Origin of the sequence: Streptomyces sp. NPDC056224 (assembly GCF_042267665.1) — a bacterium.
GTDB lineage: Bacteria > Actinomycetota > Actinomycetes > Streptomycetales > Streptomycetaceae > Streptomyces.
In genome coordinates this window covers 21,288-35,981 of record NZ_JBHJTK010000017.1, presented here as the reverse complement: position 1 = coordinate 35,981, position 14,694 = coordinate 21,288, and the positions used below count along the sequence as shown (strand labels likewise).

Below are 14,694 nucleotides of genomic sequence, written 5' to 3'. Positions count from 1 at the left end.
CGACGAGCCGCTTCACTTGAGGAGGTATCTCTAGAGAGGTGACTTCATGGCGCTGGTTCACGCCGATGAGATCTTCTGGCTGCTGCCCTGCAGCCACCGCACTCCGGGACACGCCCGCGCACTGCTCCGCAAGCAGCTCGCCGAGTGGGAGGCCGGCGCAGACCCCGCCGAAGCGGCCGAGCTGCTGCTCTCCGAGCTGGTCACCAACGCCGTACGGCACTCCCGCGCGCCGCAGGGGCGAGACATCGGGGTCCGGCTCGCGCGGTACGACGGGGTGCTGCGCGTGGAGGTGGCCGACGCGGGCCCCGCCGTCAAGCTCACGCCGCAGATCGTGGCGGACTGGGACGAGCGGGGGCGCGGGCTCGCCATCGTCGCGGCACTGGCCGAGCGCTGGGGCTGCTGCCCCCGGCGGCACGGCATCGGCAAGGCCGTCTGGGCCGAGATCGGCTGGATGCCGGAGGCACCCACATGCTGAGGCTGCGGGACGAAGTCCGGCTCGCCTTCGTGATCGGGCAGGCCGTCTACGACCGGCGGAACGAGCTCGGGATCTCGCAGGGCGAGCTGGCGCGCCGGGCCGGAATGACGCAGCCGGAGGTGTCCAGGCTGGAACTCGGCGGCACCACGTCGGCCGTGCCGCTGCTGGCACGGCTGGCGCGGGCCATGGAGTCCGAGCTGCACCTCAAGCTCGTCGGCCAGACGTTCACGGTCGCGTTCACCGCCCAGCAGCACGAGGCGGCCTGACCGCGCCCGGGGCCGGACGCGGGTCAAGGCCGCCCCTCACCTCACGGGCTGGGCGCCGGCTTCACCACGGGGGGCTTCTCCAGCGGCTTGTTCTCGCAGCCGAGGGCGTCGGTGATACGGCGGGCCATGAGGTAGGTGAAGGTCATTCGCCGCTCTTGGGCCGCCTGATCCGCATCCGGCCGGGACGGGCTGAACGTGAACGTGGTGTCCGCCGTGAGCCACACTTTCTGCGACTGCGCCCTGAGTTCACCAGGCAGGTCGCACGGGACGAGCAGCGTCGAGCTGCTGCTTCGCGCTACACCGCGCACACCGTTCACTTCGTAGGACACGTCGTTGGGGAAAGAGGGCAGTTCGGAGGTCCGAAGAAACCACCCGGCCAGGAAGGTCACACCGGAGTCACCCTGCTCTCCACCCACGCTGTATCCGCATGCGTTCGTGTAGAACATGTCCCTCTTGGGCATATTCGGCAGCGCGCGCTCCATTTTGTCCACCAAGACGCTCGTGCTGCCGTAGGCCTTCGTCACGAAGTCCTCTTTCCCGAGGACCTCGCGCACCAGCGATTCCTCCTCCGAGGACGGGCTGATCCCGCAGACGTCCGCGGACTTCGACGCGGAATCGTCCGCGGTGCACGATGCCAGGGCCACAACGCAGAGGAGCGCGAGCGTCGACCCTGCGAAAGCCTTCCGCACGTCAGGGCCGGAGGTGCGCACGGGCAGCCTCCCGCCCGCTCGTGTAGGCCTCGCCCGCTTCGTTCTGAGCGTGTTTGGCCTCCGGGTGGTTGTCGTCCATCTGCCGCTGGTCCCTCCATGCATCGAACAGCTTGTTGGTCCCGTCCATGCCCGCCGAGTAGTTTTCGCTGGACTCCTTCTTGCTCAGTTCCTCGGCTGCGTCCTTGACCCCCTCGACCCAGTCGTACTTGGCCGCGTCCATCAGCGAGCCACCGAGCGTGCCCACCACCGGGATCTCGCCGATGAGCCCGTTTACGCTCGCGGCCGTGTACTCGGCCGTACCCTCGGCCCACTTGACCTTGTCGTCTTCCTTGTCCTTGTAGACGTCGGCCCCGATGCCGTTGAGGGCCCCGGATGCCGCTCCGATGTCGTGCGCACGGTTGTCCCAGTCGATAGTGGCCTCGTGCGGAGATCCGGCCTTGAACGGCACGGCAGTCGCGAGCTGTTCCGCCGAATAGGCCCGCTCCGCCTGGACCATCAGACCGTAGGACGGGCCGTCGTCCGCGATGCCGCGCATCACGCGGATCAGGCTGCCCTGCCCGACCGCGATCTGGGCCTTGTCACCCGAACCATAGATGGAGTCGCTGCCCGCGTGACCGCCCAGATCGGTGTTCTTACCGCCGAGGATCTCGTGGGTGTCGGCCACGTAGTCCACTAGCGCCCTCGCCATCGGTTCGCGCAGGCCCTCCAGGTCCTCCGGGAACTCATCGCCGCCCATCTCGTCGTCGAGGAAACGGATCGCGTTGTGCATGACCCGGGCCTGGCCCTCGCTGTGCGGCCCGGGCGGGCCCAGCTTCTCGCCGTCCGCGTGGCCCGTGGCCGCCGCCTGGATGGCCGCGCCCAAGCCTTCCGCCTTGTTCGGGTTTTCGAGGTCCATGTTGCCGTAGCCGCCGGAGAGCCACTCGGTCGGCCACTCTCGGTCGGTGAGCATGTAGTCCAGGTGGTCGTTCTTGTTGCCGGGCGCGGCGGGGTCGAGGAAGTACTCGGCCGAGGCCGGGTCCTTGGCCATGATGCCGAGGAGGCTGTCCAGCGGGTCGGGGACCAGGTTCGGGCGGGCCGCGTCGAAGGCGTGGTTGAAAACGTACGGCTTCGACTTCTCGGTCTCGATGATGCCGTTGCCGATGTCGTTGAGGAACTGCTTGCCGTAGCCGTCGCCGTTCTCCATGAGGGTCACGAGGGCCTGGTACCCGTGCATCGGCCGCGCGCCCTTGGCGAGGTTGTCGTCGCCCAGCTCCTTGAGCCCGTTGACGAAGGGCTTGTAGGCGTAGCTCTCCGGGTCCTTGGTGCCCGAGGCGATCGTCCCCGCGAGGCCGGAGTTGATCGACTCGTAGAGCTTCTTGTCGGCTGCCGACGCACCGCGGTCGTTGGACGCCAGGTTCATCTGGTCCGCCAGCAGCAGGGTGTCCTTCGCGCCCATCGAGTGCAGGTACGCCTCGCTGAAGTGCTTGTCCCCGGAGTTCTGCTTGAGGAGGTCGTTGTAGTGCTTCAGCTCCTCCGGCGAGGCCTTGCCGTCACGGATCTTCTGGGTGAGGGCCAGCGCCTCCACGGCCTCGACGTCGTTCACGGCCTTGGAGTTGAACCCGAACACGGAGGTTCCATCGGCCCCGGACGCGCTCAACAGGGCCGTCTTCACGTCCTCGTCGAACTCGGTGACCGCCTTGACGGTGTCCGCGATCCGGCTCGTCCAGGACTGCTCGACGTTTCGAAGGTCGGGGTCGTGGCGGATCGCGTTCGCGGAGGCCGGGTCGGCCTTGCTGAAGTCGTAGCTCGCTATGCCCGCGTCCGAGACCTTCATGCCCGCTTCGACGGCGTCGGCGACGGCGGACGTCACCCGCCCCTTGAGCTCCGTGAACCGGGCGAACGCGTCACGGAGCAGCGACTCCATGGCCAGCGCCTCCGTCTGGGCCGCGTCGAACTCGTTCCGGGTGATGGAGGAGTTGGTGCTCGCGACCTGCGCACTGCTGCCCAGCCAGCCGTTGCCGGCGGAGACGCTCTGGACTTCCTTCTCGTAGACGTCCTCGAGCTTCTTGAACTCCGTCGCCATCGACTTCCAGCCCTCTGCGGCCGTGGTGAGCGCGGAGAGGTCCGTCTGCATGATCTCGTGGTAGCTCGGCATGTCTTTCCCTACACTCCCGAGATCTTGGACTGCACCGGCTGGAAGCTCCGACCCGTCAGCTGGTCGTTTCCGGTGAACAGGTTCGACGCCCCGCGAAGCGCCGTCTTCTCCGAGTTCAGCCGCGCCATCAGGCGCTTGACCTGGTCGTCCCACTGCGTGTGCGCCTTCGTCAGGCCCACCGCCGTCTCCCAGCCGCTGAAGGCCTTGACGGCGCCCTTCGTCGGTTCGTCGGCTGCGTCCGCTGCCTTCGTCGTGCCGGGCTGCAGGACGTTCTCGATGGTGTTGGCCGCCTTCTTCTTCTCGGGAGGGGCCGTCGCCAGGACGCCGTAGCCGCCACCGGGCGGCGCCGTGGAACCCCCCTGATCGGCAGGGAGTTGATTCAGCCGCATCTGCGGCGACGGGCCATCGGATGCGGCCTGTTTGGCTCCGGCCCACTCTTGCTCGAACGACACGTCTCCCCCAGCGACACCTCGTCAGACATTGACCCGGCCACCTTAACCAAGCGGAATCGGAGTGGCTGATTCCTTACCGCCCCGGTCCGACCGCCAGGGTGGTCCCTACACGTGCGTCGGGGCGAACATCTTGAGGGTGGTGGGGAGGACCAGGACCGAGGGGCCCGGCGTGGAGAGGGACGTGGCCAGGTCTTCGCGGAGGGTGTCCGCGGTGGTGAGGGCGGCCGGGACGCCGAAGGAGGCCGCCAGGGCGACGAAGTCCGGGCGGGTCAGTTCCGTGCCGGTCTCGCAGCCGTACTCGCGCAGGATGCCGTAGCCGCCGTCGTCCACGATCAGCCAGGTGACGTCCAGGCCGTGCTGCTTCGCCGTGGCCAGGTCCCCGATCGAGTACATCGCGCCGCCGTCGCCGGAGACGGCCAGGACCGGGGTGCCGGGCTCCGCCGCGCAGGCGCCGAGGGCCGCCGGGAAGGCGTAGCCGAGGCCGCCCGCGCCCTGGGCCGAGTGCATGGTGTTGGGGTGTTGCGCGTCGAACGCCGACCACGCCCAGTAGGACAGGATCGTCATGTCCCAGAAGGACGGGGAGCGCGGCGGCAGGGCCGCGCGGACGGAGGCCAGGAGTTCCTGCTCCAGCGCGACGTCCTGACCGGACAAGCGGTCCGCGACGGCCGACAGGACCATGCGGACGCGGTCCGGGGCGTACGGGTCCTCGCGCCCGGCCACCGTCTCCAGCAGGGCCTGGAGCCCCAGGCGGGCGTCGGCGTGGATGCCCAGGCCCGCGTGGTTGGACTCCAGCTTGCCGAGATCGGCCTCGATCTGGATGACCCGGCCCGTGGGGAAGAAGGTGTGGTAGTTCGAGGACAGTTCGCCCAGTCCGGAGCCGACGACGAGGAGGACGTCCGCGTCCTCCAGGAAGTCGGTCATGTAGCGGTCCTCCAGCCAGGACTGGAGGGAGAGCGGGTGCGTCCAGGGGAAGGCGCCCTTGCCGCCGAAGGTGGTGACCACCGGGGCGTTGAGGCGTTCCGCCAGCTGCCTCAGCTTGCCCGCCGCGTCCGCGCGGATCACGCCGCCGCCCGCGATGATCACCGGGCGGGAGGCCCGCGACAGCCAGTGCGCCGCCAGCGCCGTCAGCTCCGGGCGCGGGGCGAGTTCGTGCGGGGTCGCGTCCATCCCCGTGACCTGCGGGACGAGGGTCTCGGCCCGCAGGACGTCCTCGGGGATCTCCACCCAGACCGGGCCGTGCGGGGCGGACAGCGCCGACTCCCAGGCCGCCGCGACCGCCGACGGGATCTGGGAGGGGCTGCGGGCCACATGGACCGACTTGACCACGTCCCGGAAGGAGGCGGACTGGTCGCGCAGCTCGTGCAGGTACCCCTGCCGGCCGCCGCCCAGACCCGCCACGGGGACCTGGGAGGAAATGGCGACGACGGGTGCGGACGCCGCCGCCGCCTCCGCCAGCGCGGGCAGGGCCATCAGCGCCCCCGGGCCGGTCGACAGCAGCAGCGGCACGGCCTCGCCCGTGATCCGGCCGTACGCGTCGGCGGCGAAGCCCGCGTTGTTCTCCGTACGGAGGGTGATCAGGCGCAGGTCCGAGCGGCCGACGGCGTCGAAGACGGCCAGCGCGTGCTGCCCGGGCAGCCCGAAGACGGTGGTCGCGCCGAGGGAGCGCAGCGTCTCCACGACCAGGTCCCCGCCCGTCCGGCCCGGCGGCGGCGCCAGGGCGGCGGCCGTCTGGGCCTCGGTGGGACGGAGTACCAGGTCGTGGTCGTGCGTCACGCTCTCAGTCGCCCTTCGCCTTCGCCGTCAATCGGCGTTCGCCGTCACTTGGCCTTCGCCGTCACTTGGCCTTCGCCGCCGCGATCTGACGGCTCATGATCGTGGTGAGCTCGTACGCGGTGTGCGAGGCCGCGACCGAGGTGATCTCCGCGTGATCGTACGCCGGGGCGACCTCGACGACATCGGCGGAAACGAGGTTGCAGGAGGACAGACCCCGGATGATCTCCAGCAGCTCGCGGGAGGTCATGCCGCCCGCCTCCGGGGTGCCGGTACCGGGCGCGTGCGCCGGGTCCAGCACGTCGATGTCGATGGAGATGTACAGCGGGCGGTCGCCGATGCGCTGGCGCAGCTGGTCGGCCACCTCGTCGGCGCCGCGCCGGTAGACGTCGGCGGAGGTCACGATGCCGAAGCCCATCTTGGCGTCGTCATCCAGGTCCTGCTTGCCGTACAGCGGGCCGCGCGTACCGACGTGGGACAGCGCCTCGGTGTCGAGGATGCCCTCCTCGACGGCGCGGCGGAACGGGGTGCCGTGGGTGTACTCGGCGCCGAAGTAGGTGTCCCAGGTGTCCAGGTGCGCGTCGAAGTGGAGCAGCGCGACCGGGCCGTGCTTCTTCGCGACGGAACGGAGCAGCGGGAGGGCGATGGTGTGGTCGCCGCCGAGGGTCATCAGGCGGGAGCCGGCGCCGAGCAGCTCGTCGGCGGCGGCCTCGACCGTCTCGACGGCCTCGTTGATGTTGAAGGGGTTCACGGCGATGTCACCGGCGTCCGCGACCTGCGCGAGGGCGAACGGGGAGGCGTCCTGGGCCGGGTTGTACGGGCGCAGCAGGCGGGAGGCCTCGCGGATCGCGTTGCCGCCGAAGCGGGCGCCGGGACGGTAGGAGACACCGGAGTCGAAGGGCACGCCGACGACGGCGACGTCGGCGGAGCCGACCTCGTCGAGGCGCGGCAGCCGGGCGAAGGTCGCCGGGCCCGCGTAGCGCGGGATGCGGGAGGAGTCGACGGGTCCGCGCGGCTGCGTGCTCATGGGGGGTGCCCTTCTGGATGTCCTACAAGTGCGGTGCTTCGAGCGTAAGCCGGTGCCCACGGGACGGCGAAGTGTACGTTCTATCCATAGACCGCCTCTGACATATACGGAGTATCCATGGAGGCCCCGCTCACCCCACCGGTCCCCCTCAGCGCGCTGCTCCCCGGCCGGGAGCTGGGCCTGCGCCACCTCGCGGGGCCCGCCGAGGCCGATGTGCACGGGGTGCACGCCTCCGAGATGGCGGACCCGTCCCCCTACCTGCTGGGCGGCGAGCTGCTCCTGACGGCGGGGGCGGCGCTCACCGACGCCGAGGCGTACGTCGCGCGGCTCTCCGCGGCGGGGGTGGCGGCGCTCGGCTTCGGCGTGGCCCCGGTGCACGAGGCGGTGCCGCCGGGGCTCGCCGAGGCCTGCGACCGGTACGGACTGCCGTTGCTGGAGGTCCCGCCGGGGACCCCCTTCACCGCGGTGGCCCGTACGGTCTGGCGGCTGATGGCGGAGGCCCGTACGCGGGAGCTGCGCCGGGTCACCGAGGCCCAGCAGTCGCTCGCCGCCGCGGCCGCCCGGCCCGACCCGGTCCCGGCGGTGCTGTCCCGGCTCGCGGCGAGCCTGGGGGGCCACGTCGTCCTGGTCCCGGCCGGCCGGGACCGGGATGGGCGGGACCAGGACGGGCGGGACCGGGACGGCCGGTCGGCGGGGCGGTCGGCGGCACAGTCGGCGGGGCGCCCGCTGCCGACCGGGGCCGCCGAGGCCCTGTCCGCCCTGCTGGCGCGCGTCGGTCCGCCCGGCGGCGCGGCCACCGCCACCGACTCCGCGGCGGGCTGGAGCCTGACCGCCTACGCCCTCGGCGACGGGCCCGTCCTCGGCGTCGCCCGCCCCGACCGCACCCCCGGCGACCACGCCGTCACCGCCATCGCGGCCGTGCTGCTGACGCTGCTCACCGCGCCCCGGCCCGAGGGGGACGCGGCGGCCGCCCTCACCCGGCTCCTGCTGGACGGGCACCCGGCCCGGGCCCTGGCACCCGGACCCTGGTACGTCGTGCACGCCCGCGGCTCCGGCGACCCGCACGCCCTGGCGGCCGCGCTGGGCACCGTACTGCTGGACCCGCAGGGGGACCGGGCAAGACTGCTCACCGACCGGGAGCCGGCCCCGCAGCCCGGATGGCGGCTGGGAGTGAGCGCCCCCGCGGCTCCGGACGGGCTGGCGACCGCGACGGCCCAGGCCGCGCGGGCCCTGGACCGCGCGGAGGCGGCCCGCACCCCACTGGTCCGGCACACGAGCGGGGGGCTGGCCGCCCTCGTCGACCCGGCGGAGGCCCGCGCCCACGCCGAGTCCCTGCTCGCCCCGCTCGGCCCGGCGCACCGCGAGACCCTCCGCGCCTGGCTCGCCCACCACGGCAGCTGGGACCGCACCGCCACAGCCCTCGGAGTCCACCGCAACACGGTCCGCCAGCGGGTGGCCCGCGCCGCGACCCTGCTGGCCCGCGACCTCGACGACCCCGACACCCGGATGGAACTGTGGTTTGCGCTACGTGGCCTGGACAGCGGCCATAACTCGTCGGTAACTTAATCTGAGCAAGCGCTTAGACCTCAACCATCAATTGAGGCACCACGACGGCGCGCAACCGCTCCGCGAGAGCGGCGGCGGTTTAGCCGCAGAGAGGGAGGCCGGCCGTGCGCCGTACCGTATTCAACGAGGACCACGAGGCGTTCCGCGAGACCATCCGCGCCTTCATCGAGGCCGAGGTCGTCCCGGTCTACGACGAGTGGTTCCAGGCCGGCCAGGCGCCGCGCGACTTCTACTACAAGCTCGGCGAGCTGGGCGTCTTTGGCATCAACGTGCCCGAGGAGTTCGGCGGCGCGGGCCTGGACACGCACAAGTTCGAGGCCGTCCTCTACGAAGAGACCTCCCGCGCGGGCGTGAACTTCGGCGGCTCCGGCGTGCACGTGCTGCTCGCCCTCCCCTACATCAAGATGCTCGCCAACGACGAGCAGAAGAAGCGTTACCTCGAGAAGTTCGTCACCGGCGAGGAGATGTGGGCCCTGGCGATGACCGAGCCGGGCACCGGCTCCGACGTCGCGGGCATGAAGACCACCGCCAAGCTCTCCGAGGACGGCACCCACTACGTCCTCAACGGCGCCAAGACCTTCATCACCGGCGGCGTGCACGCCGACCGCGTGATCGTCTGCGCCCGCACCTCCGCCCCCTCGGCCGAGGACCGCCGCTTCGGCATCTCCCTGTTCGCCGTGGACACCAAGTCCGAGGGCTACTCCATCGGCCGCAAGCTGGACAAGCTCGGCCTGCGCACCTCCGACACCGCCGAGCTGGCGTTCGTCGACGTGAAGGTCCCGGTCGAGGACCTCCTCGGCGAGGAGAACAAGGGCTTCTACTACCTCGGCGCCAACCTGCCGTCCGAGCGCTGGGGCATCGCCTTCGGCGCCTACGCGCAGGCCAAGGCCGCCATCCGGTTCGCCCAGCAGTACGTGACGGAGCGCACCGTCTTCGGCAAGCCGGTCGCGCACTTCCAGAACACCAAGTTCGAGCTGGCCTCCTGCCAGGCCGAGGTGGACGCCGCCGAGGCGGTCGCCGACCGCGCCCTGGAGGCCCTGGACGCCGGTGAGCTGACGGCGGCCGAGGCCGCGTCCGCGAAGCTGTTCTGCACCGAGGTCGCGCACCGCGTCATCGACAAGTGCCTCCAGCTGCACGGCGGCTACGGCTACATGAACGAGTACCCGATCGCCCGCCTGTACGCCGACAACCGCGTGAACCGCATCTACGGCGGCACCAGCGAGGTCATGAAGTCCATCATCGCCAAGTCGATGGGCCTGTAAGGGATCCAGTCCCAGTCCCATGAACGAGGCACTGACGTCCCTCCTCGATCTGCTCGACCTCGAGCAGATCGAGGAGAACATCTTCCGCGGTACCAGCAGGCCTTCCCTGGTACCGCGCGTCTTCGGCGGTCAGGTCGCGGCCCAGGCGCTGGTCGCGGCCGGGCGGACCGTCCCGGCGGACCGCACCGCGCACTCCCTGCACTCGTACTTCCTGCGCACCGGGGACACGGGCGCGCCCATCGTGTACTCCGTGGACCGCATCCGCGACGGCCGCTCGTTCACCACGCGCCGGGTCGTCGCCGTCCAGCACGGGCAGCCGATCTTCCACCTCTCCGCGTCGTTCCAGACGTACGAGGACGGCCTCGACCACCAGGTCCCGATGCCGTCGGCCCCGGACCCGGAGTCCCTGCCCACGGCGGCCGAGTCGCTGCCCGCGTACCGGGATATCTTCCGCGACCCGGGCACGGTCGAGCGGCTGATCGAGACCCGGGAGGCCGTGGACCTGCGGTACGCCACGATCCCGCCCTGGGGCAGCATCGGCGAGCCGGTGGAGCCGCGCTCGCAGGTGTGGTTCCGCACGGCCGGGAAGCTGGACAGCGCCGATCCGCTGCTGCACACCTGCCTGGCCACGTACGTCTCCGACATGACGCTGCTCGACTCGGTGCTGCTCGCCCACGGGCGCGGCGGGTGGGCGGTGGGCGACGTGGTCGGCGCCTCGCTGGACCACGCGATGTGGTTCCACCGGCCCTTCCGCGCGGACGAGTGGCTGCTGTACGACCAGGAGTCGCCCTCGGCGGCCGCCGGCCGGGGCCTCGGCCAGGCCCGCATCTGGACCCAGGACGGACGTCTGGCCGTCACCGTCATCCAGGAGGGCGTGGTCCGCGTCCCGCGTGCGTGACGGACGTCCCGGGCGGCCTCAGTCCCACCAGAAGCCCCAGTGTGCGGCGCCGGTGACCGCCTCGTCCGCGTAGGCCCGGATGCTGCCGGAGCCCTGCCAGATGTTGTCGGGCGCGAAGGCGAAGTGCTCCGCCGCGACGGGGAGCGAGCGGACGAGCGTACGGGGCGGGGCCGCGACCGACACGTGGAGTTCGTCGAAGCCGAGGGCGACGACGCGGGCGCCGAAGCGGTCCTCCCAGGACCGCAGGACCGCGCTCATGAGGGCGGTGTCGTTCTCGTGGTTGGTGGGCCCGCACCAGCCCATCGCGGTGGGTACGTCGGCCGGGCGTCCCGCCGCGACCAGGGCGAGCCGTGGGGCGGGCCGGGTGCCGTCCCCGATCAGCTCGGCCGCGAGGGCGCGGGCCGCCTCGTCGGGGTCCGGCCCGTCCTGCGGCTGCGCGCCCGGGTCCGCCAGGCCCGGCCAGTGTCGGCCGAACGGGGCGATGAGCTCCGGACCGTCCTCGCCCTCCTCCTCGGGGTCGGGTATCACGGCGCCCCAGAACTCCCGCAGGACCGGCTCGACATGGTGGTCGTCGGGGTCGGACATCCGCTCCGGCGCCAGCCCCTTGACCTCCCACCACCGTTCCAGTCCGGACCGCTCCAGGAGCAGCACCGCCTGGAGCCCCGCCGCGGCCAGGGCGCGGCCCCGGTGCGCGGCGAACTCCCCGGCGTCCACGGGTCCGTCGCAGACCCACAGCAGCGGCTCGGGCCGCGCGCGGCGCGCGCGCCAGGTCCGCGCGACCGGCCGGGGGAAGAGCGTCCCCGGCGGCAACTCAAGCCCCAGGGAGCGCCCTTGGGGATCCTCGGCCAGCACGGACAGCGGGTGGTGCGCCTGCGGCGACTTCGGCGGTGTCGGCATGAAAACGACCGTAACCGCGGCCACTGACAACGCCCCCAGGCACGGTCTCAGACGCGGCCTCAGGCCTCCAACAGGCCCGCCGCGTCCAGCAGGTAGGCGACCATCGGGTCGTAGTGGCGCGGGTCGCGGACGTGGTCGTCGAGCGGGATCGCCACCTGGAGGGTGCCCTCGGCCTCGCCGAGGAAGAGGGCCGGGTCGTTGCAGTCCGCGTAGCCCACCGCGTCCAGGCCGCGCTGCGCCGCGCAGCCCGCCCAGCCGTGGTCGGCGACGACCAGGTCCGGCTGCGGGCGGCCCGCCGCCGTGAGCCCGTCCAGGATCGCGGCCATCGGCTCCGGCGAATGGGTGTGCCACAGCGTCGCGCCCCGCTCCAGCACGGCGACGTCCGCGAACTGCCACACCGAGCCCTCGTCGGCCGTCAGTCCGGCGGGGATGACGACGATCTCGCACCCGGCCGCCCGCAGGGCCGCCGCCGTGACCCGGTGGACGTCCAGCAGCCCGCCCGGGTGCCCGGTGGCCAGCAGCACGCTCTGCCGGTCCAGCGCCGCCTTGCGCAGCCGCGCCGCCAGCCGGTCCAGGCCGGCCACGGTCAGCTCGGGGTCGATGGTGTCCTGGCCGTGGCGGAGCTCGGGGTCGTCGACGACCCCGCACCGCTCGGCCATCACCGCGAGCACGTCCTGCTCGTCGGTCCAGCGGTCGCCCAGTTCCAGACCGAGCCAGTAGTGCCGGTCGCCGTTGGCGAGCTTGCGGTAATGGGAGAGGTTGTTCTCGCGCGGGGTCGCGACCTGCCCCGCGATCCGGGTGCGGACCAGGTGGTCGATGAGTTCTGCGCGGCTGGGTACGGGCGTCTCTATCGGCTTCGGCATACGGGCCATTCTGCCGCCGCCCAGGCGGAAGCGTCCCGTCCATCCCGGTCCGCGGACGCCCCGGCTCACACCGACAGCGCCCCGAACGCCCCGTGCGCGAGCCTCCGGAGCAGCGACTCCGTCGCCTCCCGCCCCAGGGCCGCCAGGTGCGGGGTGGAGTTCAGCAGGCCGAAGACGGCGTGCACGGAGACCCGTACCTCCGCCTCGCCCACCTCCGGATGCAGTTCCCGTACGACCGCCACCCACAGCTCCACGTACTGCCGCTGCAGCTGCCGTACGAGCTTGCGGTCGGTGTCCCGCAGCCGGTCGAGCTCCCTGTCGTGCAGGGTGATCAGCGCCCGGTCGTCCAGCGCGAAGTCGATGTGCCCGTCGATGAGGGAGGACAGGACCAGGACGGAATCGCCCTGCGCCTCCTCCGCCCGGCGGCGGCCGCCGGTCAGCAGCCGCTCGCTGATGCCGACCAGCAGCTCGGCGAGCATGGCGTCCTTGCCCGCGAAGTGCCGGTAGAGGCCGGGTCCGCTGATGCCCACCGCGGCCCCTATCTCGTCGACGCCGACGCCGTGGAATCCGCGCGCGGCGAAGAGGCGGGCGGCCTCACTGAGGATCTGCTCGCGACGGGTCGGGGCGGCCGCTCTGGTGCTCATGGGAAACCATTCTAGACAGGGCCGTTAGCGGTCGTTAACCTAAGGCGTACATGCGTTAACGCTCATTAACAGCGTGCACCGAGCAAGGGAGCTCGACCGATGCAGCAGGCACCAGTGCTGACGAGCGCCGCGGACCCGGCGTCCGAGGCCTGGCGGACCAACGAGGCCGCCCACCGCGAGCTGACCGAGGGGCTGCGGGCCCGGCTCGACGCGGCCCGGCTCGGCGGCGGCGAGAAGGCCCGCGCCCGCCACACCGCCCGCGGGAAACTCCTCCCGCGCGACCGCGTCGACACCCTCCTCGACCCCGGATCCCCCTTCCTGGAACTGGCCCCGCTGGCCGCCGAGGGCATGTACGGGGGCGCGGCCCCGGCCGCCGGTGTCATCGCGGGCATCGGCCGGGTCAGCGGCCGCGAATGCGTCATCGTCGCGAACGACGCCACCGTCAAGGGCGGCACGTACTACCCGATGACCGTCAAGAAGCACCTGCGCGCCCAGGAGGTGGCCCTGGAGAATCGTCTCCCCTGCCTCTACCTGGTCGACTCCGGCGGCGCGTTCCTCCCCATGCAGGACGAGGTCTTCCCCGACCGGGAGCACTTCGGCCGCATCTTCTACAACCAGGCGCGCATGTCGGGCGCCGGCATCCCGCAGATCGCCGCCGTCCTCGGCTCCTGCACGGCGGGCGGCGCGTACGTCCCGGCCATGAGCGACGAGGCCGTCATCGTCCGCAACCAGGGCACGATCTTCCTCGGCGGCCCGCCGCTGGTGAAGGCCGCCACCGGCGAGGTCGTCACGGCCGAAGAGCTCGGCGGCGGCGAGGTGCACTCCCGGACCTCGGGCGTCACCGACCACCTCGCGGAGGACGACGCGCACGCGCTGCGGATCGTACGGAACATCGTGGCGACCCTGCCCGAGCGCGGGGCCCTGCCCTGGTCGGTCGAGGCTCCCGAGGAGCCGAAGGTGGACCCGGCCGGCCTGTACGGAGCGGTCCCCGTCGACTCGCGCACCCCCTACGACGCCCGCGAGATCATCGCCCGGGTCGTGGACGGCTCCCGCTTCCAGGAGTTCAAGTCCGAGTTCGGCCAGACGCTGGTCACCGGCTTCGCCCGGATCCACGGCCACCCGGTCGGCATCATCGCCAACAACGGCATCCTGTTCGCCGAATCCGCCCAGAAGGGCGCCCACTTCATCGAGCTGTGCGACCAGCGCGGGATCCCGCTGCTCTTCCTCCAGAACATCTCGGGCTTCATGGTCGGCCGGGACTACGAGGCGGGCGGCATCGCCAAGCACGGCGCCAAGATGGTGACGGCGGTGGCCTGCGCCCGGGTCCCGAAGCTGACGGTGGTGGTGGGCGGCTCGTACGGCGCGGGCAACTACTCGATGTGCGGGCGGGCGTACTCGCCGCGCTTCCTGTGGATGTGGCCGAACGCCAAGATCTCGGTGATGGGCGGCGAGCAGGCCGCCTCCGTCCTGGCGACCGTCAAGCGCGACCAGATCGAGGGCGCGGGCCAGGAGTGGCCGGCCGAGGACGAGGAGGCCTTCAAGGCCCCGGTCCGCGCGCAGTACGAGGAACAGGGCAACGCCTACTACGCCACGGCCCGGCTGTGGGACGACGGGGTCATCGACCCGATGGAGACCCGGCAGGTGCTGGGACTGGCCCTGACCGCGTGCGCGAACGCCCCGCTGGGCGACTCCGCTTTCGGCATCTTCCGTATGTGACGTGAGGACCTCTT

General features: G+C 71.7%; 14 protein-coding genes. 6 read left to right on the top strand and 8 right to left on the bottom strand.

What is annotated here, in order from left to right:
- The first annotated feature begins 46 nt into the window (after nt 1–46).
- Entirely contained in the window at nt 47–475 is a 429-nt protein-coding gene (locus tag ACFCZ1_RS20775) for an ATP-binding protein (protein ID WP_376679741.1), read from the top strand.
- Nucleotides 469–741, top strand: coding sequence for a helix-turn-helix domain-containing protein (locus tag ACFCZ1_RS20770; RefSeq protein ID WP_376679740.1), 273 nt, complete (start codon nt 469–471; stop codon nt 739–741). The genes ACFCZ1_RS20775 and ACFCZ1_RS20770 overlap by 7 nt, the downstream gene beginning before the upstream one ends.
- A 41-nt stretch (nt 742–782) precedes the next feature.
- Here ACFCZ1_RS20770 and ACFCZ1_RS20765 read toward each other — a convergent pair whose 3' ends face one another.
- The 5 genes from ACFCZ1_RS20765 to speB all read right to left on the bottom strand — a co-directional run bounded on the left by ACFCZ1_RS20765 (nt 783) and on the right by speB (nt 6,834).
- On the bottom strand, nt 783–1,451 hold the full coding sequence (locus ACFCZ1_RS20765; RefSeq protein WP_376679739.1) for a hypothetical protein: 669 nt from the start codon (nt 1,449–1,451) through the stop codon (nt 783–785).
- Nucleotides 1,432–3,585: a hypothetical protein gene (locus tag ACFCZ1_RS20760; RefSeq protein WP_376679738.1), complete on the bottom strand. Its 2,154-nt coding sequence runs from the start codon at nt 3,583–3,585 to the stop codon at nt 1,432–1,434. Before ACFCZ1_RS20760 ends, ACFCZ1_RS20765 begins: the two co-directional genes overlap by 20 nt.
- A gap of 8 nt (nt 3,586–3,593) precedes the next feature.
- Nucleotides 3,594–4,037 (bottom strand): hypothetical protein, encoded by a 444-nt coding sequence (locus ACFCZ1_RS20755; protein WP_376679737.1) that lies wholly within the window; start codon nt 4,035–4,037, stop codon nt 3,594–3,596.
- 105 nt (nt 4,038–4,142) lie between these two features.
- Entirely contained in the window at nt 4,143–5,810 is a 1,668-nt protein-coding gene (locus ACFCZ1_RS20750; RefSeq protein ID WP_376679736.1) for a thiamine pyrophosphate-binding protein, read from the bottom strand.
- A 61-nt stretch (nt 5,811–5,871) separates the two neighbouring features.
- Complete coding sequence (gene speB / locus ACFCZ1_RS20745) at nt 5,872–6,834, bottom strand: agmatinase (protein ID WP_362587276.1); 963 nt, start codon at nt 6,832–6,834, stop codon at nt 5,872–5,874.
- Nucleotides 6,835–6,951: 117 nt separating this feature from the next.
- Between speB and ACFCZ1_RS20740 the strand changes: the two genes are divergently transcribed.
- From ACFCZ1_RS20740 to ACFCZ1_RS20730, 3 genes are all read left to right on the top strand, one after another.
- Nucleotides 6,952–8,400: a PucR family transcriptional regulator gene (locus ACFCZ1_RS20740; protein ID WP_376679735.1), complete on the top strand. Its 1,449-nt coding sequence runs from the start codon at nt 6,952–6,954 to the stop codon at nt 8,398–8,400.
- A 104-nt stretch (nt 8,401–8,504) separates the two neighbouring features.
- Entirely contained in the window at nt 8,505–9,662 is a 1,158-nt protein-coding gene (locus ACFCZ1_RS20735; protein ID WP_376679734.1) for an acyl-CoA dehydrogenase family protein, read from the top strand.
- Between the two features lie 19 nt (nt 9,663–9,681).
- Nucleotides 9,682–10,560, top strand: coding sequence for an acyl-CoA thioesterase (locus ACFCZ1_RS20730; RefSeq protein WP_376679733.1), 879 nt, complete (start codon nt 9,682–9,684; stop codon nt 10,558–10,560).
- Between the two features lie 18 nt (nt 10,561–10,578).
- On the opposite strand, the gene ACFCZ1_RS20725 is transcribed toward ACFCZ1_RS20730, so the two are convergent.
- Genes ACFCZ1_RS20725 through ACFCZ1_RS20715 form a run of 3 tightly spaced genes read right to left on the bottom strand, consistent with a single transcriptional unit; the run spans nt 10,579 to nt 12,964 of the window.
- A complete protein-coding gene (locus ACFCZ1_RS20725; RefSeq protein WP_376679732.1) occupies nt 10,579–11,457 on the bottom strand; it encodes a DUF4253 domain-containing protein in 879 nt (292 codons plus the stop codon).
- Between the two features lie 59 nt (nt 11,458–11,516).
- Entirely contained in the window at nt 11,517–12,329 is an 813-nt protein-coding gene (locus ACFCZ1_RS20720) for a phosphatase (RefSeq protein ID WP_376679731.1), read from the bottom strand.
- Nucleotides 12,330–12,385: 56 nt separating this feature from the next.
- Nucleotides 12,386–12,964 carry a TetR/AcrR family transcriptional regulator gene (locus tag ACFCZ1_RS20715; protein WP_376679730.1) on the bottom strand — a complete coding sequence of 193 codons (579 nt, stop codon included), beginning with the start codon at nt 12,962–12,964 and terminating at the stop codon, nt 12,386–12,388.
- 99 nt (nt 12,965–13,063) lie between these two features.
- Between ACFCZ1_RS20715 and ACFCZ1_RS20710 the strand changes: the two genes are divergently transcribed.
- A complete protein-coding gene (locus tag ACFCZ1_RS20710) occupies nt 13,064–14,680 on the top strand; it encodes a carboxyl transferase domain-containing protein (RefSeq protein ID WP_376679729.1) in 1,617 nt (538 codons plus the stop codon).
- Nucleotides 14,681–14,694: the final 14 nt, after the last annotated feature.

Coding starts and splice junctions, on each gene's coding strand:
- ACFCZ1_RS20775 (WP_376679741.1), top strand. CDS start 47: ATGGCGCTGGTTCACGCCGATGAGATCTTCTGGCTGCTGCCCTGCAGC.
- ACFCZ1_RS20770 (WP_376679740.1), top strand. CDS start 469: ATGCTGAGGCTGCGGGACGAAGTCCGGCTCGCCTTCGTGATCGGGCAG.
- ACFCZ1_RS20760 (WP_376679738.1), bottom strand. CDS start 3,585: ATGCCGAGCTACCACGAGATCATGCAGACGGACCTCTCCGCGCTCACC.
- speB (WP_362587276.1), bottom strand. CDS start 6,834: ATGAGCACGCAGCCGCGCGGACCCGTCGACTCCTCCCGCATCCCGCGC.
- ACFCZ1_RS20740 (WP_376679735.1), top strand. CDS start 6,952: ATGGAGGCCCCGCTCACCCCACCGGTCCCCCTCAGCGCGCTGCTCCCC.
- ACFCZ1_RS20730 (WP_376679733.1), top strand. CDS start 9,682: ATGAACGAGGCACTGACGTCCCTCCTCGATCTGCTCGACCTCGAGCAG.
- ACFCZ1_RS20725 (WP_376679732.1), bottom strand. CDS start 11,457: ATGCCGACACCGCCGAAGTCGCCGCAGGCGCACCACCCGCTGTCCGTG.
- ACFCZ1_RS20720 (WP_376679731.1), bottom strand. CDS start 12,329: ATGGCCCGTATGCCGAAGCCGATAGAGACGCCCGTACCCAGCCGCGCA.
- ACFCZ1_RS20715 (WP_376679730.1), bottom strand. CDS start 12,964: ATGAGCACCAGAGCGGCCGCCCCGACCCGTCGCGAGCAGATCCTCAGT.
- ACFCZ1_RS20710 (WP_376679729.1), top strand. CDS start 13,064: ATGCAGCAGGCACCAGTGCTGACGAGCGCCGCGGACCCGGCGTCCGAG.